Below are 16,107 nucleotides of genomic sequence, written 5' to 3'. Positions count from 1 at the left end.
GCGCCTGCTTCAGAACGGCGATCGCTGCTTTTCCGACGCCATCAGTCAATCTTCTGTTTACCGAGGGCATGACCGCTTCTGAACGAAGGCGGCGCTTCGTCTCTTTGGCACAAACTGCACAGGACATTCGGATAGCCGCTGTTACTCTCTTTCGAAAAATCGATAGAGGGTGCCATGAAAAGAGCAGCGCTCGGATCCGCTCTCTGCGTGCTTTCGCCACTCGTCCTTTTCGGCCCGGTCCTGATTTCGGCCGCTGACGCGCAGACCCTTTCCAGGGAGCAGGCTTACGAAATCGCCCGCGACGCATACGTCTTCGCATATCCAATCGTCACCATGGACGTGTCCAGGCGCCAATCGACGAACGTGCCGGATCCCAATGCGGTGCCGTTGCGTGCGCCCATCAATCAGTTTGCCCATGCACGCAGCTACCCTCGCGCCGAGGACCGAGACGTCGTGCGCTACAATTTCGATACGCTTTATTCTCCGGCTTGGCTCGACCTTGGGCCTGAACCCATCGTACTATCCGTTCCTGATACGGCGGGACGCTACTATTTGCTTCCCATGCTCGATGCGTGGACCGACGTATTTTGCGTCGTCGGCTCGCGGACGACCGGAACGAAGGCAGGCAATTTCCTTCTTGTGGGCCCGGATTGGCGCGGGTCACTGCCCGACGGCATGACCAAGATTGTAGCCCCGACACAGATGATCTGGATACTCGGGCGCACCCAGACGAATGGGCCTGCCGACTACGAGAATGTCCATAAGGTTCAGGATGGTTACAAGCTGACGCCGCTGAGCCAATGGGGCAAAAGCTACGTTCCGCCGGCAAGTGCCGCGACCGACCCGGCCATCGACAGCAAGACGCCCCCACTCGTTCAGGTAAACCGGATGGACGGCGTCGAGGTGCTGGGCCGTTTCGCCGAACTGGCGGCAAAGAATCCGCCGCATTCGAACGATTATCCACTTCTGTTCCGCATGAAGCAGATTGGCCTTGAACCTGGCAAGGCGTTCGGCGCATCGACGCTCGATCCCGCTCTCATCAAAACGATCAATGCGGCCGCGAAGGATGCGCTCGCTGATATCGAGCAGTCGGGTAAGCGCGGGGCCGGCATCGGCCTTCACGTCAACGGCTGGTTTTATCAAACCAGCACAGTTGGCACTTATGGAACGGCCTACAAGCTTCGTGGCATGGCGGCATTGATCGGGCTCGGCGTAAACCTACCGGAGGACGCCATTTATCCTGCGTCCTTTATCGATGCAGAGGGCAGGCCTTACAACGGAACGAGCCGCTACGCATTGCACTTCGACAAGGGGAGACTGCCGCCCGCCGAGGCCTTCTGGTCGGTCACGCTCTACGACAGGGACGGGTTTCAGTCGCCAAATGCACTCAACCGTTTTGCGCTCGGCGACCGGGACAAGCTCAAGTTCAACAGCGATGGGTCGCTCGACATTTTCATCCAGAACGAGACGCCTGGCCCGGACAAGGAGAGCAACTGGCTTCCAGCGCCGGCAGGCGAGTTCAATCTGGCCATGCGGCTTTACTCACCGATGCGCGAAGCCATAGACGGCCGCTGGACGCCGCCACCGGTCAAGAAGGTGAACTAGCGCGACGTCGACGCGTCGCATTGGGCCGTTTGCGTGAGGCGAAGCTGATCGGCGGCCTCACGCAAATCGGGTAGTGCCATAAGGGGCGTCTGCTCTTTGCCCCACGCGGCTATGCCGCCTTGGGCTGAGTTGCGGCTGCGAGGGTATCGCGCAGGTGCTGCTCTTTCTTTTCATCGAGCGAGGTCTTGAGAACCACCCCTCCCGCATCCTTGATCTCATTGAGAACCTTGTCTGCGGTCATGCTCTTGATCAGCAGGAACAGAACGGCATCGCCCGATTTCACCTTCGCGGCCAGATCCTTCATGAACTGATCTCTGATCCCGAAGTCGGTGAGAGCGCCGCCCAATGCGCCTGCGCCGGCACCGAGAGCCACGCCGATCAGAGGATTCAGGAACACCAACCCGAATAGCAGTCCCCAGAAGCTGCCGCTTGCGGCGCCCGTCATCGCGGTGTTCACAAGCTGATTGAGTTTGACGGAATCCCCGGTTTTGACCGCGATCACGGCATCGTGGATCGTGATCAGATACTCTTTCTGAAGCGTGAGAATCTTCTGCCGGACTTCCTCTGCCTTGGCTTCGGATGGGTACACGATCGCAACGAGGTCTGACATTGAATACTCCCGTACTGACTGGAAGTGCTGCCCCTGCTCCGCTTGATACGCGCGGCTAGGTTTAACACAGACCGAAAAGCCTCTTGTCGGCGAATCGGTGCCATGTGTTCACAAGTCGGAGATGGTTTCGAGTGCCCGCGCAATTGAGTAAGCGGGATTGTCTTACATCTCGTCAGGGGCGCTTTCCAAGTACCCAGTAGGCCGCTCGTCAATGCGTTGCTGCGACGTCGCGATCGAGCGACTCCAGTGTGGAGGCATTCGGGCAATAGCCCTGATAGTTCTCCGCAGCAGTGCCGTCGGCGAGATCGCGGTCGCACTGTCCCTTGTTATGGCAAAGCGCGCAGACCCGCTCCATGTCGCGCAGCAGCAGCGGCTGTGCGCGTCCTAACCCTTCTGCGCTGATGCCGAGCTGTTCGAGCATCTTCGGCAGCTCGTCGGCGGCATGCTTACCATGGCGGACCAGCTCCTCCAGATCGTCAGGCGCGATCCTCAGATCGCTCGCGATTCGGTCGAAATCGGCGCGATCGAGCTGTCGCATCTCGTTCATCTCGCGGCGATGCTTCAGCCAGGCGGCAAAGGATTCGATGAGGTCCTGGACGATGGGATACGGCCTGCTTGCGGTGCTCATGCGAGGCTCCATTCGAATAACGGGATTGGAGCGAGACTAGGCACAATCATGCAGAAGCGCGTTGCGCTGGATCAAATTGAGAATGGGGCCGCGGGCGTTCAACCTCACCGCAGGTGCGAGGACTATCGCATTGAGAGTGGCTTCGCTGCGGCCATCCTTCGAGACGCCCGCCTTTGGGCGGGCTCCTCAGGATGAGGACGGAGTGCGCGGCAACGATTTCGACAGGCACCGAGGTCGATTAGCCTCATCCTGAGGAGACCGCGGAGCGGTCGTCTCGAAGGACGAGGCGCGCGCTCTGGCGGCCCTAAAAGGCACTCTGCCCGCGAACAAGAAAGCACGTCCTGTGCGGCAGCTACGCGAACCGCTCCGCGGCCCAGGCATACAGGCTGCCCGGAATCGGCTTCTCGCCGCCGCGCCCCTTGGGCGAGATGTGCAGGCCGATGATCTCGGGGTTGGTGACGAGGCCGAGATAGCTCGAGGGATCGAAGAACAGCTTTGGCTCGGCATGCACCGCGTAGAATGATTGCTTCGGCAGCGCGCGTTCCAGCTCGCCGGTGCGGCGCGCGAGTGCCGTGAGTGCGGCAGGCCCGAAGATCGCGACGCGGATGTCGGAGAGACGGTTCGAGCCGCCGCGCAGGCGGCGCATCATGAAGGTGATGCGATGGCGCACCGACAGCCAGTTCGGCGTCAGCTCCTCCTGCTCCATCAGCTCCTCGAAGGCGGCAACGATGCCGTGTTCGGGCGGCAGGTAGATCACGGAATTGCCGAGCTGGCGTGGCCGCTCCCAGGCGAAGTAGGGCTTTGCCGGATCGATCTCGACGGGCTTGAGCAGCAGCACGTCGGCATCGAGCCAGAGGCCGAGGTTCTTCGCCATCAGCTTCATGCGGAAGAAATCGCTGAACTGAAGCGTGGTCCAGTCGCGCCAGCTTCCGTCCGGCTGCGGCGGCCGCAAGCGTTCGGAGAAGGCATGCGGCAGAATCGCCTCGGCGTCCGCGTTCGCAATGCCCGCGGGCAGGCCGGGAATGGTGTCGAAGCTGTAAACCGTGACCTTGTGGCCGGCAGCCAATTGCGAGCGCAGACAGGTCTGGCGCAGTGCGTCCATCGGGCCATGCCAGAAGGTGACGATGTCGGGCAGCATGCGTGCAAACTTAGGAGATAATCAGGGCAAAGAAAAAGCCCCGGCGCCGTCAGCACCGGGGCTCGAACCGGATATCGAGATCAGGCCCAGGCGCGTTCGTGCTTGAGCTTGTCCTCATAGGTGTCGATCGAGGACTTCTTCTCCATCGTGAGACCGATGTCGTCGAGGCCGTTGATCAGGCAGTGCTTGCGGAACGGATCGATCTCGAATTTGACCTTGCCGCCGTCGGGGCCGCGGATCTCCTGGTTCGGCAGGTCGATCGTCAGCGTCGCGTTGGCGCCGCGCTCGGCGTCGTCGAACAGCTTGTCGAGGTCTTCCTGGCTGACGCGGATCGGAAGAATGCCGTTCTTGAAGCAGTTGTTGTAGAAGATGTCGCCGAACGAGGTCGAGATCACGCAGCGGATGCCGAAGTCGAGCAGCGCCCAGGGCGCGTGCTCGCGGCTCGAGCCGCAGCCGAAATTGTCGCCGGCGACCAGCACCTTCGAATTGCGATAGGCGGGCTGGTTGAGCACGAAATCCGGGTTCTCGCTGCCGTCGTCCTTGTAGCGCTGCTCGGAGAAGAGCCCCTTGCCAAGGCCGGTGCGCTTGATGGTCTTGAGGTACTGCTTCGGAATGATCATGTCGGTGTCGACATTGATGATCTTCAGCGGCGCCGCGACGCCTTCCAGCGTGGTGAACTTGTCCATGGTTGCGCTTTCCCGGGGGTGGTTCAGGGGAACCGATTATCTATCGCGATCGACGTCCGAATCCTAGGCCGAATTCGGCAGATCTAGTCTGCTTGAGCCTCAATCGCGGCCATATCGTCGTCCGAGAGGCCGAAATGGTGGCCGATCTCGTGGATCAGGACGTGGCGGACGATGTGGCCGAGGCTCTCGTCGTGTTCGGCCCAGTAATCCAGGATCGGCCGCCGGTAGAGCCAGACCATGTTGGGCAGCCGCGCCACGTCGCCAAAACTCTGCTGGGGCAGGCCGACGCCCTGGAACAGGCCGAGCAGGTCGAACTCGCTCTCGCATTTCATCTCGTCCAGGACTTCCTCGGTCGGGAAATCGTCGACGCGGATGATCACGCCCTCGCAGAGCTTCCGAAACTCCGCCGGCAGGCGCTCGAACAGTTCGTGGGCCGTCGCTTCCATTTCGGCCAGCGAGGGCGCTTTCAATTCCGTCCACATAAGCACCTCTTAGCGCGGGTTCCCCGTTGATGCATCTGGCTTTATAAGCGCGTCGAGGTTGACGGGCGCCGCCAAAACGGGGAGCGTGGGGCCTCGAATGGGACGTTTCAGGTGGGCGGAAAAATGCGAGCGAAAACAGCGCTGACGCTACTGTGCATGGGGTTGTTTTCGCAATTTTGCGTTGGCGCGGAAGCCCAGACGGCCGGCGCCGAAGTCCGCGTCGCCCAGGCGGACGTGCCCGACGCCCCGCCGCCGCGCAAGCGGCCGCCGCCGCGGATCCGCGTCACGCCCTATTACAGCCCGGACGGCGTCTATCCGCGCTACGACCCGGGTCCCGACGCGGTCCGCGAATGCAACGCCACCTATGTGCAGGAATACAGGCCGAGCGGCACGGTGATCGTGCCGCATATGAGCTGCTACTGGCGGCGGGGCTGATCGACCCTCCTGGCGCAGCAGAGGTGATCATGACGAGATGGATCGGATTGGCCGTCGTCGTCGGGCTTGTTGCTGGCATGCAATGCGCTTCCGCGGGGCAGGGTACGGTGAAGCCGGAAGCCTCGGCGGGGACTGCGGTGTTCGATGCGCGGCGGCACGGGCGCTCCTACGACATTGCGCGGCCCGCTGCGCGCCATGACCCGCGCTACTACGCGCGGCCTGTCTACTACCGGCCATATCCCTACGGCGTGCCTGCACCGTTCGTGTTCGGCTTCGGGCCGTTCTGGTGATCGGCTAGCCGCCGGGCGCAAATCCCCTGACCAGCAGCACAGTCGCTTGCGCGCCGGCCTTGCGATCGCGCGAGATGTCTTCGTAGTCGGGCGAATTCGAGAACGCGAGGAATGCGGCCTCGTCGGGAAACGACATCATGACGAGCTTGTCGAACGGCCATGCGCCTTCGAGCACGCGCGGCTGTTCGTCGGCGGCGAGCAGGCGTCCATTGTACTTTTTGAACACGTCGAAGAAGCGCGCCTGATAGCGGTCATAGGCCGCGCGATCCGTCATCTTCAATTGCGCAATCGCGTAGACAGTCATCTCTCAAATCCCTCTTGTCTCGCAGCCCGGATGGAGCGCGCCGCGACGGGAACGTCGTTCATTCATGAGGCGTTCACGTCGCCATCCCTAATTCTAATCTTGGGAGCGACCGCAAATGAACAGCGGTGGCGTGAGACGCTGCGCCAAACTGACGCTGTCAGACTCAGGGAGGAGTCATGCTGAGGATATTCGGTCTCAGGGCAAGGCCGATGCGCTTGCTCGGGATCGCGGCCGCCGCGACGCTGATGCTGTTGGCCGGGACCGCGCGTCGTGCTGAAGCGCTGAGCTTGATCAATCCGGCAACGTCACCCGCGACCAAGGCCGCGACCGACGACCTCGTCACGCAGGTTCGCCATGGTGGCGGCGGGCACGGCGGTGGCGGACATGGCGGAGGTTTTCACGGCGGAGGTTTTCGCGGTGGTGGCTTCCATGGTGGCGGAGGACATTTCGGCGGTTTCCGCGGCGGTGGCTTTCGTGGCGGCCATATCGGTGTCGTCCGTGCCGCGCCGGCCTTCCACGGCGGCGGCTATCGCTATGGCGGATTTCACCGCTATGGCGGCTATCATCGCCACTGGGGCTATCGCCCGCATTATGGCTATCGTCACTTCCACCGGCGCTACTATTACGGCGGCTATTATCCCTACTACCACTATCCGCGCCGCTGCCGGGTGATCTGGACCTATTACGGTCCGCGCCGCATCTGCCGGTGGCATCGCTGGCATTATCCGTACCGCTATTGGTGAAGTGCGATCGACATGAAAAGGGCGCCTCGACGGCGCCCTTTGTTTTTGGCTAGAGCCAATCCTTCAGCTTCCATGACGCCGACTTCCATCGCGTCAAATTCTCGAGCTTCCACTGCTTGAACATCGCCGGCGGCCAGCGGCTGAGCCTTGAGGTCTCCTCGACCTCGGGCCTGGCGACGGCGCGCAGCGGCGTCGCGCGCCGTCGGTGCTGGCGCGTCGCATCGCCGATCAGGTCGACATATTCAGGCTTGTTGGCCATGAGACGCGTCCTCGCGAAACCGTCGCGAGGACGCAGTGTCGGTGCTGGCGATTAACGGCCGTTTGCCGCTTTCGCTCAAATTGCGGGGAACGGCTTACCGCCACTCCCTGACATCGACGAAGTGACCCGCGATCGCGGCTGCTGCCGCCATTGCCGGCGACACCAGATGCGTGCGGCCCTTGAAGCCCTGGCGTCCCTCGAAGTTGCGGTTCGAGGTCGAGGCGCAGCGCTCTTCCGGCTTCAGCTTGTCCGGGTTCATCGCGAGGCACATCGAGCAACCGGGCTCACGCCATTCGAAGCCGGCCTTGATGAAGATCTTGTCCAGACCTTCGGCTTCCGCCTGCTCCTTCACGATGCCGGAGCCCGGCACGACCATGGCGTTGACATGCCCCGAGACGTGCTTGCCTTCGGCAATCTTCGCCGCGGCGCGCAGGTCTTCGATGCGGCCGTTGGTGCAGGAGCCGATGAAGATGCGATCGACCTTGATGTCGGTGATCTTCGTGCCCGCCGTCAGGCCCATGTATTTCAGCGCACGATGCTTGGACAGGCGCTTGGCCTCGTCCGCGATCTTGTCGGGATCGGGTACGAAGCCGGTCACCGAGATCACGTCCTCAGGGCTCGTGCCCCAGGTCACGATCGGCGGCAGCTTGGCGGCGTCGAGGCGCAGCTCGTTGTCGAAATGCGCGCCCTCGTCGGAGCGCAGCTTCTCCCAGTAGCGCATCGCCGCATCCCAGTCCGCGCCCTTCGGCGCCTTCGGGCGGCCGCGCAGGAAGTCGTAGGCCTTCTGGTCGGGCGCGACGAGGCCGGCGCGCGCGCCGCCTTCGATCGACATGTTGCAGACCGTCATGCGGCCTTCCATGCTGAGCCCGCTGATCGCATCGCCGGCGTATTCCAGCACGTAGCCGGTGCCGCCCGCGGTGCCGATCTCGCCGATGATGGCCAGGATGATGTCCTTGCCCGTCACGCCTTCAGGCAATTTGCCGTCGACGGTGACGCGCATGTTCTTGGCCTTCTTCTGGATCAGCGTCTGCGTCGCCAGAACGTGCTCGACTTCGGAGGTGCCGATGCCGTGCGCAAGCGCGCCGAACGCGCCATGCGTCGAGGTGTGGCTGTCACCGCAGACGATGGTGGTGCCGGGCAGGGTAAAGCCCTGCTCGGGGCCGATGACGTGGACGACGCCCTGGCGCTTGTCGAACTCGTCGTAATATTCGATGCCGAATTCCTTGGCGTTCTCGGCCAGCGCCTTGATCTGCTCGATGCTCTCAGGATCGGGGTTCGGCTTGGTGCGATCGGTGGTCGGCACGTTGTGGTCGACGACGGCGAGCGTCTTTTCCGGCGCATGGACCTTGCGGCCGGTGGCGCGCAGGCCTTCGAACGCCTGCGGCGAGGTCACCTCGTGCACCAGATGGCGATCGATGTAGAGCAGGCAGGTGCCGTCCTCGGCTTCGTGCACCAGATGATCGTTCCAGATCTTGTCGTACAATGTGGTCGGCTTGGACATGAGCGTCAGCTCCGAAGGAATGTTGTGTAAGCGGATGTGCGCGGGTGGCGCGCGGGGCAACAAAATCGTCAGCGCAGCTTTTAGGCTGCGCGCGTAAGCTCTGACGTTGCCGAGGTCGCGAAGCGTCCGAAGAACCGGCCGGGCAGCCGCGAGCGATCGTCGATGACGATGCGCTTGACGGACGAGGGGCTGGTCAGATCTGGAAACATTCCAAGAATATATAGCAGGCCGATTTGGAAGCGCGAGAGGTTTGACGCGCACGGCTGACGCAACAAAAAAGCGCGGGGTTTGGCCCCGCGCTCTCTGAAACTCGCCTGGTGGCGGAGATTACTCGCCGACGGCAGTCGCGCGGTCCTGCTTCTCGACGATGCGGGCCGACTTGCCGCGAAGGTTGCGGAGGTAATAGAGCTTGGCGCGACGCACCTTGCCGCGGCGCACCACCTTGATCGAGTCGATCATCGGCGACATCACCGGGAACACGCGCTCGACGCCCTCGCCGTAGGAGATCTTGCGGACGGTGAAGCTCTCGTTGAGGCCACCGCCGGAACGGCCGATGCAGACGCCTTCATAGGCCTGCACGCGGGTGCGGTCGCCTTCGACGACCTTCACGTTGACGATCACGGTGTCGCCGGGACCGAATTCCGGGATGGTCTTGCCGGCGGAGAGCTTGTCGAATTGCTCTTGCTCGAGCTGCTTGATCAGGTTCATGGGTAAATCTCCATCGGCGCGCCCAGCCGTGAGAACCGGGGGCTGCGCGAAATTCGTTGATCCAGCTATTGCGGATGTGGGCGCTCCTATAAGGCAAGCCGGAGCGTTTGTCACCCGTCTGTCTTGTTTTTTGGCGTTTTTTGGCGACCGGCGCGATTCGGGGCCTTGGCCGGGATTTGGGCCCATAAATCGGGCCGCCGGGCCGCCGTCAGGGCCTCGGATTGCGCCCGCCGCCAGCTCGCAACCTTGGCGTGGTCGCCGGAGGTCAGGGTTTCCGGGATCGGAGCCCCCTCGAACAGCTGCGGGCGGGTGTATTGGGGGTATTCGAGCAGGCCTTCGGAGAAGCTTTCCTCGGTTCCCGAGGCTTCCTTGCCCATCACGCCCGGCAGCAGCCGGACGCAGGCATCGATCAGTGCCAGGGCGGCGATTTCGCCCCCGGAGAGGACGTAATCGCCGATCGAGACCTCCTCCAGGCCCCGTCCGTCGATCACCCGCTGGTCCACCCCCTCGAAGCGCCCGCAGACGATCAGGGGGCCGGGGCCCTTGGCGAGCTCGGTGACCCGGGCCTGGGTCAATGGCCGACCCCGCGGGCTCATCAGCAGGCGCGGCCGGTCCGGGCCGATCTCCGCCGCGTCGATCGCGGCGGCCAGAACGTCCGCCCGCAGCACCATGCCGGGGCCGCCGCCGGCCGGGGTGTCGTCGACGCTCCGATGCCGGTCGGTGGCCGAGGCCCGGATGTCCCGCGCCTCAACCGCCCAGAGCCCGGCGGCCAGCGCGCGGCCGGCCAGGCTCACGCCGAGCGGTCCCGGAAACATCTCCGGAAACAGCGTCAGCACCGTCGCGCGCCAGGGGGAGGGGTTGGTCATTCGATCTCGGTTCTCGTCGTCCCGGACAAGCGAAGCGCAATCCGGGACCTATAACTGCCGCAGCTAGTTTTGCGATGGCTGGAGCGATCAGCTTAGCCAAAACCGCGGCCTGTGGTTATGGGTCCCCGCGTTCGCGGGGACGACTCGCGGAGGGATCGTCGCCCTCGTCCCGATCGCCTTCGACCTCGAGCGGCAGCGCGATCACGACGCGGCCGCCGGCAAGATCGACCTCCGGCACCACCGCGTTCGAGAATGGCAGCAGCATCGTCGTGCCCTTGAGGGGCGCGATCTCAATGATGTCGCCGGCGCCGAAATTATGGATCGCGAGCACGCGGCCGAGCGGCTCGCCGTCAGTGGTGACGGCGGCGAGCCCGATCAGGTCGGTGTGGTAATATTCGTCCGCATCGGTCGCGGGCAGCTTTTCGCGCGCGACGTAGAGCTCGATGCCGTTGAGGCGTTCGGCCTCATCGCGGGTCGTGACGCCCTTGAACGTCGCGACCAGATGATCCCGAGCCTCACGCGCCGTTGCGACCTCGAACTGGCGCTTGCCGTCCTTGGCGAGCAGCGGGCCGTAGCGTTTGATGGCAAAGGGATCTTCGGTGAAGGTCCACAGTTTGACCGCACCGCGCACACCATGCGCGGCGCCGATCCGCGCGACGCAGACCAGCGCCGACATGTCCTGGCCTTAGCCCTTCGCGGCGGCTTCGGCCTGCGCCTTGCGCTCCTTGCGCGGCACGGCCTTCTGCGGGTTGTTGTGGGCTTCACGCTTCTTGACGCCGGCGGCGTCGAGGAAGCGCGACACGCGGTCCGACGGCTGCGCGCCCTTGGCGACCCAGGCCTTCACCTTGTCCATGTCGAGCTTGAGGCGGGCTTCGTTGTCCTTCGGCAGCAGCGGGTTGAAATACCCGAGACGCTCGATGAAGCGGCCATCGCGTGGGAAGCGCGAGTCGGCGACGACGACGTGATAGACGGGGCGCTTCTTGGTGCCTGCGCGAGCGAGGCGGATAACGACGGACATTTAGTTCTCCTTCAAAATACAGTTTGTTCGGTTGATCGGTATTTTCGCGTCACGCGGGGCATTTGCGACCCGTGCGACGAATTCCTCATTTCTTCTTGCCCGGGAAACCGCCGAGGCCCGGCAGCATCGGCTTGCCGCTCAGCCCGGTCAGTCCTGGAACGTTCGGCAGACCCTGGCGCAGCCCGGCCGGCAAATCCTTCGGCAGATTCGGCAGGCCACCGCCGCCGCTCTGCATCTTTTCCTGCAACGCCTTCATCTCTTCCGGCGAAGGCGGCTTCATGCCGCCGCCAAAGCCCATCGCCTGTGCGATGCCGGCGAGAGGGCCGCGCTTGCCCGAGCCCATGGCCTTCATCACGTCGGCCATGTTCCGGTGCATCTTGAGCAGCTTGTTGACCTGCTCGACGCTCTGGCCACTTCCCGCGGCGATGCGCTTCTTGCGGCTGGCCTTGAGCAGATCAGGGTGACGGCGCTCGTCGCGCGTCATGGAATCGATCACCGCGACCTGGCGCTTCAGGATCTTGTCGTCGATGCCGGCGGCCGCGATCTGGTTCTTCATCTTGGCGATGCCGGGCATCATGCCCATCAGGCCGCTGATGCCGCCCATGTTCGCCATCTGCAACAGCTGCTCGCGCATGTCGTTCAGGTCGAACTGACCCTTGCGCATGCGCTCGGCGGTGCGCGCGGCCTTTTCGGCGTCGATATTGGCGGCGGCACGTTCGACCAGCGACACCACGTCGCCCATGCCGAGGATGCGGCCGGCGATACGGTCGGGGTGGAAATCTTCCAGCGCATCGGTCTTTTCACCGGTGCCGATCAGCTTGATCGGCTTGCCGGTGACGGCGCGCATCGACAGCGCCGCGCCGCCGCGGCCGTCGCCGTCCACACGGGTCAGCACGATGCCGGTGAGGCCGACGCGCTGATCGAAGGCGCGCGCGAGGTTGACGGCGTCCTGGCCGGTGAGGCTGTCCGCGACCAGCAGCACTTCATGCGGGTTCGCGGCGGCTTTGATCGCGGCCGCTTCGGCCATCATCTCTTCGTCGAGCGTGGTGCGGCCGGCGGTGTCGAGCAGCACGATGTCGTAGCCGCCGAGCTTGCCGGCCTCCAGTGCGCGTTTTGCGATCTGCGGCGGCTGCTGGCCCGCCACGATCGGCAGGGTCGGAATGTCGAGGTCGCGGCCGAGCACGGCCAGCTGCTCCATCGCCGCCGGACGATAGACGTCGAGCGAGGCCATCAGCACCTTGCGCTTGTCGCGCTGGACCAGGCGGCGGGCGAGCTTTGCGGTGGTCGTGGTCTTACCCGAGCCTTGCAGACCGACCATCATGATCGGCACCGGCGGCACGGAATTGACGTCGATGGTCTGGCTTTCGGCGCCGAGCGTGTTGATCAGCTCGTCATGGACGATCTTGACCACCATCTGGCCGGGCGTGACCGACTTGACGACGGTAGCGCCGATCGCCTGCTCGCGGACGCGCTCGGTGAAGCTGCGCACCACTTCGAGCGCGACGTCGGCCTCCAGCAGCGCGCGGCGCACCTCGCGCATCGCGGCGTCGACGTCCTTTTCGGTCAGCGCACCGCGCCCCGTCAGACGATCGAGAATGCCACCAAGCCGTTCCGACAGATTGTCGAACAATGCCGTTGTCCTTTGTCCTGCTCGCGCAGGGTTGTCGCGTTCACTACTGTCATGCCCCGGCTTGACCGGGGCATCCAGTACGCCGCGGCGCCTCGGTTCCAGCCGGGGCTGCCTCTGGGATACTGGATCCCCCGCTTTCGCGGGGGATGACCACTTACTTGGGCAAGCGATCTTCCAAACACCTTCACGCCCGAGGGCGCACAGCGCTGTCGGGCGTTGACCTCTGGCCTCCAGGGCCAGTCGGCGGGTCGAAAAGAAAGCCTTTCCGAGAAAGTGGCGGGGTTAAACGCCGCTCCCGCCCAAAAGTCAAGGAAAGTTAGGGTGCCGCGGCCTCTTTGCCAGGGCAAGGCCCTGAAAACATGGCTCTTTTGGGTGCGGGTTCCTTTTCCGCCGGCCCCGCCCATATGAGAGGGTGATGTCTGACCGCCTCGATCATCCCTGAAGCCTGTGCCGATCACCCGCCGCCACCTTTTCGGACTGCTTGCCGGGACCGGCGCGCTGGTCGGTCTTCCGTCCCTTTGGATCTCCCGCATGAAGAACTACGACGGTCCCGTCTCCGATCATTTCGACGGCCTGCACTTCTTTGATCCGAACGGCGCGCCGCCGAGATCGCTCGGCGAAGTGTTCCGTTGGCAGTTCGGCGGCGGACGGAAACGCGAGTCCTGGCCGGATTGGGTCCCCAACCCCCAAGCCGACGCTCCGCCGCCCCGTGTCGACGGCGACAAGGTGCGGCTCTCGTTCGTCGGCCACGCCAGCTGGTTGATCCAGACCGGCGGCCTCAACATCCTCGTCGATCCCGTCTGGTCGATGCGGGTCTCGCCGGTGGGGTGGGCCGGACCGAAGCGTCACAACGATCCCGGCATCGCGTTCGACAAACTGCCGAAGATCGACGCCGTGCTGGTTTCGCACGGCCACTACGATCATCTGGACATCGCGACGCTGTCGCGGCTCACCAAGAATTTCGCGCCGCGTGTGGTAACCCCGCTCGGCAACGACGTGACGATGCGTAGCGCCGATTCCGCCATCAAGGTGGAAGCGTTCGACTGGCACGACCGCGTCGAGCTCGGCGGCGGCATCGCCGTGACGCTGGTGCCGACCCGGCACTGGACCGCGCGCGGCATGTTCGATCGTAACAAGGCGCTGTGGGCAAGCTTCGTGCTGGAGACGCCGGCGGGCAAACTCTACGTCGTCTGCGATTCCGGCTACGGCGATGGCGGGCATTTCCGCCGCGTCGCCGAGAAGCACGGGCCGCTCCGCCTGGCGATCCTCCCGATCGGCGCCTATGAGCCGCGCTGGTTCATGCGCGACCAGCACATGAACCCGGAAGATGCAGTGAAGGCCCTATGCGATTGCGGCGCGCAGCAAGCGCTCGGGCATCATCACGGCACGTTCCAGCTGACCGACGAGGCGATCGACGCGCCGGCCAAGGCGCTGGTCGAGGCGCTCGATGCGGCGCAGATTCCGCAGGAGCGGTTCGTGGCGATGAAGCCGGGGCAGGTGGTGGAGATTTAGCTCTCGCTGTCGTCCCGGACAAGCGAAGCGAAGGCAGTGTGCCTGTTCCGGCCTATTGCTCCTTGGCCTTGATCGCCCAGCTCACATTCACCGTCACCGACAGCGTCTCCTCGCCCGGCGCGACCGCAGCGGGCGCGGCCATCGGCGCCGTCGCCATCCGCGACTTGAACAGCGGCACCGGAGCGCCGCCCTCGGACACGCTGAGCGGGGCGCCCAGCGTCACGCCGGTGGCCTTGGCATAGATCTCCGCCTTGCGGCGGGCATCGGCGACCGCCTGCTCGCGGGCGTCGTCGAGCAGTTTTGAGGCCTGCGTCACCTCGAAGGAGATATTGCCGATGTCGTTGGCGCCGGCGCCGACCAGCGTGTCGATGATGCCGGCGACCTTGGTCACGTCGCGAATCTTCACGGTGACGCGGTTAGAGGCACGGAAGCCGACCACGGGCGAGGCGCCGGTGGATTTGTTCTGGCCGTATTGCGGCTGAAGCGACAGGCGCGAGGTCTGATAGTCCTTCTCGGCGATGCCGGCGCCCTTCAGCGCCAGCAGCACCTTGCCCATCGCGGCGTTGTTGGCATCGGACGCTTCCTTCGCCGTCTTGGCATCGTTGGCGACGCCGGCGTCAATGTGCGCCAGATCCGGCGCCGCGGACGTCGTGGCTTCGCCGCTCACCGTAATGGCGGCAGGAAAATCATCGGCGCGTGCGGGCGCTGCCAGCAACATGGCGACGACAACGGCGGCAAGGGTAACAGCGGCAGGCTTTTTCATCGGTCTCACTTCAGCGGCACGAACACGTTGATCACGAGCTTGTCCTCGGCCGTCTTCAGGGGATCGGTGAGGTATTCCTCGACGAAGGTGTCCTTGGCTTCCAGCTTCTTGTCGTCGAGGTGATTGGTGATCGCCTCGTAGGTGTTGTCCATGTTGTCGTAGGAGCCGCGGTGGACGAACTTCAGCGCCTTGCCTTCCGGCGATTTGCCGACGCTCATGTCCTTGGGCAGGTTCTTCGGGTCCTGCTCGACCGGGATCTCGGCGAGGAAGGTGAAGCCGGTGTCGTCGGTCGAAGTGTAGACGATCATCGAATTGCCGGCGTGCTTGATGCCCTGCTTGTCCAGCAGCGTGTTCAGCGCCTTGAAGGCGTCGATCAGGGTGTCGAAGGCCGAATCCCAATTGGCAGTGCCCTTGACCATCACGACCTTCTTCGGCTCGAGCGTGGTCTCAAGGCCGAAGGGATCGGCGGTCTGCACCGGGGCAGGCGTTGCGGCCGCAGCGGGCGGCGGGGCCGCAGGACCGGGTGACGGCGAAGCGCTGGCCGCAGGCGATGGCGCTGGAGAAGGCGTTGCCGCGGGCGCAGGCGCGGCACTTGCGGCCGGGGCGGGCGAAGCCGACGGTGCCGGCGAGGGGCTGGCCGATGCGGCGGGCGCCGGGCTCGCGGTCTGCGCCAGGGCGCCGGGCACACCAAACGACATGGTCGCTGCCGGGATCAGCGCGAACAGAGCAAGACGGCAAAAACGATACATTCTATTCTCCCCAAGAGCTTATCCGCCAAGGCCTTACACCCCCAAAGGCCTTAGGCCCCCCAAAGCCTTAAGCCGGCCGCGCGTCCCGGATTGCGCCAACCGCGCCGTTCTAACACGCGAGTGCCGAATTCGTCCCATGACAGATGCGTCATGGCAGCGTCTTGGCCATGGCGGCAAATC

At 64.1% G+C, this 16,107-nt stretch carries 20 protein-coding genes; 5 read left to right on the top strand and 15 right to left on the bottom strand.

The features are described 5' to 3' along the window. Positions 1–174 precede the first annotated feature (174 nt). Positions 175–1,605, top strand: a complete 1,431-nt coding sequence (locus tag NLM25_RS00915; RefSeq protein ID WP_254135699.1) for a DUF1254 domain-containing protein — start codon at positions 175–177, stop codon at positions 1,603–1,605. 109 nt (positions 1,606–1,714) lie between these two features. On the opposite strand, the gene NLM25_RS00910 is transcribed toward NLM25_RS00915, so the two are convergent. The 5 genes from NLM25_RS00910 to NLM25_RS00890 form a co-directional block, all read right to left on the bottom strand. After that, positions 1,715–2,215 carry a DUF1269 domain-containing protein gene (locus tag NLM25_RS00910; protein WP_254115006.1) on the bottom strand — a complete coding sequence of 167 codons (501 nt, stop codon included), beginning with the start codon at positions 2,213–2,215 and terminating at the stop codon, positions 1,715–1,717. A gap of 208 nt (positions 2,216–2,423) precedes the next feature. Beyond that, the gene (locus NLM25_RS00905; protein WP_254115007.1) at positions 2,424–2,843 is read right to left on the bottom strand and encodes a hypothetical protein; all 420 of its coding nucleotides are present in this window, start codon (positions 2,841–2,843) and stop codon (positions 2,424–2,426) included. A gap of 352 nt (positions 2,844–3,195) precedes the next feature. Next, entirely contained in the window at positions 3,196–3,981 is a 786-nt protein-coding gene (locus tag NLM25_RS00900; protein WP_254115008.1) for a capsular polysaccharide synthesis protein, read from the bottom strand. An 80-nt stretch (positions 3,982–4,061) separates the two neighbouring features. Beyond that, on the bottom strand, positions 4,062–4,667 hold the full coding sequence (leuD, locus tag NLM25_RS00895) for a 3-isopropylmalate dehydratase small subunit (RefSeq protein WP_254115010.1): 606 nt from the start codon (positions 4,665–4,667) through the stop codon (positions 4,062–4,064). A gap of 83 nt (positions 4,668–4,750) precedes the next feature. Continuing rightward, complete coding sequence (locus NLM25_RS00890) at positions 4,751–5,149, bottom strand: metallopeptidase family protein (protein ID WP_254135698.1); 399 nt, start codon at positions 5,147–5,149, stop codon at positions 4,751–4,753. Between the two features lie 156 nt (positions 5,150–5,305). On the opposite strand from NLM25_RS00890, the gene NLM25_RS00885 reads away from it, so the two are divergent. Then, positions 5,306–5,584 carry a hypothetical protein gene (locus NLM25_RS00885; protein WP_254141088.1) on the top strand — a complete coding sequence of 93 codons (279 nt, stop codon included), beginning with the start codon at positions 5,306–5,308 and terminating at the stop codon, positions 5,582–5,584. Between the two features lie 29 nt (positions 5,585–5,613). Beyond that, a complete protein-coding gene (locus tag NLM25_RS00880; RefSeq protein ID WP_254135697.1) occupies positions 5,614–5,874 on the top strand; it encodes a hypothetical protein in 261 nt (86 codons plus the stop codon). A gap of 4 nt (positions 5,875–5,878) precedes the next feature. On the opposite strand, the gene NLM25_RS00875 is transcribed toward NLM25_RS00880, so the two are convergent. After that, positions 5,879–6,178 (bottom strand): DUF1330 domain-containing protein, encoded by a 300-nt coding sequence (locus tag NLM25_RS00875; protein WP_254135696.1) that lies wholly within the window; start codon positions 6,176–6,178, stop codon positions 5,879–5,881. Between the two features lie 176 nt (positions 6,179–6,354). Between NLM25_RS00875 and NLM25_RS00870 the strand changes: the two genes are divergently transcribed. Continuing rightward, the gene (locus NLM25_RS00870) at positions 6,355–6,921 is read left to right on the top strand and encodes a hypothetical protein (protein WP_254135695.1); all 567 of its coding nucleotides are present in this window, start codon (positions 6,355–6,357) and stop codon (positions 6,919–6,921) included. A 49-nt stretch (positions 6,922–6,970) separates the two neighbouring features. Here the strand turns inward: NLM25_RS00870 and NLM25_RS00865 are convergent, their stop codons facing one another. The 7 genes from NLM25_RS00865 to ffh form a co-directional block, all read right to left on the bottom strand. After that, the gene (locus NLM25_RS00865; protein ID WP_254135694.1) at positions 6,971–7,180 is read right to left on the bottom strand and encodes a hypothetical protein; all 210 of its coding nucleotides are present in this window, start codon (positions 7,178–7,180) and stop codon (positions 6,971–6,973) included. A 94-nt stretch (positions 7,181–7,274) separates the two neighbouring features. After that, on the bottom strand, positions 7,275–8,681 hold the full coding sequence (gene leuC, locus NLM25_RS00860; RefSeq protein WP_254135693.1) for a 3-isopropylmalate dehydratase large subunit: 1,407 nt from the start codon (positions 8,679–8,681) through the stop codon (positions 7,275–7,277). A gap of 327 nt (positions 8,682–9,008) precedes the next feature. Beyond that, on the bottom strand, positions 9,009–9,389 hold the full coding sequence (gene rplS, locus NLM25_RS00855; RefSeq protein ID WP_254115021.1) for a 50S ribosomal protein L19: 381 nt from the start codon (positions 9,387–9,389) through the stop codon (positions 9,009–9,011). A 110-nt stretch (positions 9,390–9,499) separates the two neighbouring features. Continuing rightward, positions 9,500–10,255, bottom strand: a complete 756-nt coding sequence (gene trmD, locus NLM25_RS00850) for a tRNA (guanosine(37)-N1)-methyltransferase TrmD (protein ID WP_254115022.1) — start codon at positions 10,253–10,255, stop codon at positions 9,500–9,502. 115 nt (positions 10,256–10,370) lie between these two features. Further along, positions 10,371–10,931: a ribosome maturation factor RimM gene (rimM, locus tag NLM25_RS00845; RefSeq protein ID WP_254135692.1), complete on the bottom strand. Its 561-nt coding sequence runs from the start codon at positions 10,929–10,931 to the stop codon at positions 10,371–10,373. A 9-nt stretch (positions 10,932–10,940) separates the two neighbouring features. Then, a complete protein-coding gene (rpsP, locus tag NLM25_RS00840; protein WP_254135691.1) occupies positions 10,941–11,273 on the bottom strand; it encodes a 30S ribosomal protein S16 in 333 nt (110 codons plus the stop codon). Positions 11,274–11,358: 85 nt separating this feature from the next. Then, entirely contained in the window at positions 11,359–12,903 is a 1,545-nt protein-coding gene (gene ffh, locus NLM25_RS00835) for a signal recognition particle protein (RefSeq protein ID WP_254135690.1), read from the bottom strand. Between the two features lie 447 nt (positions 12,904–13,350). Here ffh and NLM25_RS00830 point away from each other — a divergent pair, with 447 nt between their 5' ends. Further along, positions 13,351–14,415, top strand: coding sequence for an MBL fold metallo-hydrolase (locus NLM25_RS00830; RefSeq protein ID WP_254135689.1), 1,065 nt, complete (start codon positions 13,351–13,353; stop codon positions 14,413–14,415). Positions 14,416–14,467: 52 nt separating this feature from the next. Here NLM25_RS00830 and NLM25_RS00825 read toward each other — a convergent pair whose 3' ends face one another. Together NLM25_RS00825 and NLM25_RS00820 are read right to left on the bottom strand one after the other, a co-directional pair. Next, positions 14,468–15,178, bottom strand: coding sequence for an SIMPL domain-containing protein (locus tag NLM25_RS00825; RefSeq protein WP_254135688.1), 711 nt, complete (start codon positions 15,176–15,178; stop codon positions 14,468–14,470). A gap of 5 nt (positions 15,179–15,183) precedes the next feature. Beyond that, positions 15,184–15,927 (bottom strand): GyrI-like domain-containing protein, encoded by a 744-nt coding sequence (locus tag NLM25_RS00820; RefSeq protein ID WP_254115028.1) that lies wholly within the window; start codon positions 15,925–15,927, stop codon positions 15,184–15,186. Positions 15,928–16,107: the final 180 nt, after the last annotated feature.

Source organism: Bradyrhizobium sp. CCGB01 (genome assembly GCF_024199795.1).
Taxonomy (GTDB): Bacteria; Pseudomonadota; Alphaproteobacteria; order Rhizobiales; family Xanthobacteraceae; genus Bradyrhizobium.
The sequence above is the reverse complement of the archived record's forward strand: the minus strand, read 5'-3'. Positions and strand labels throughout refer to the sequence as shown.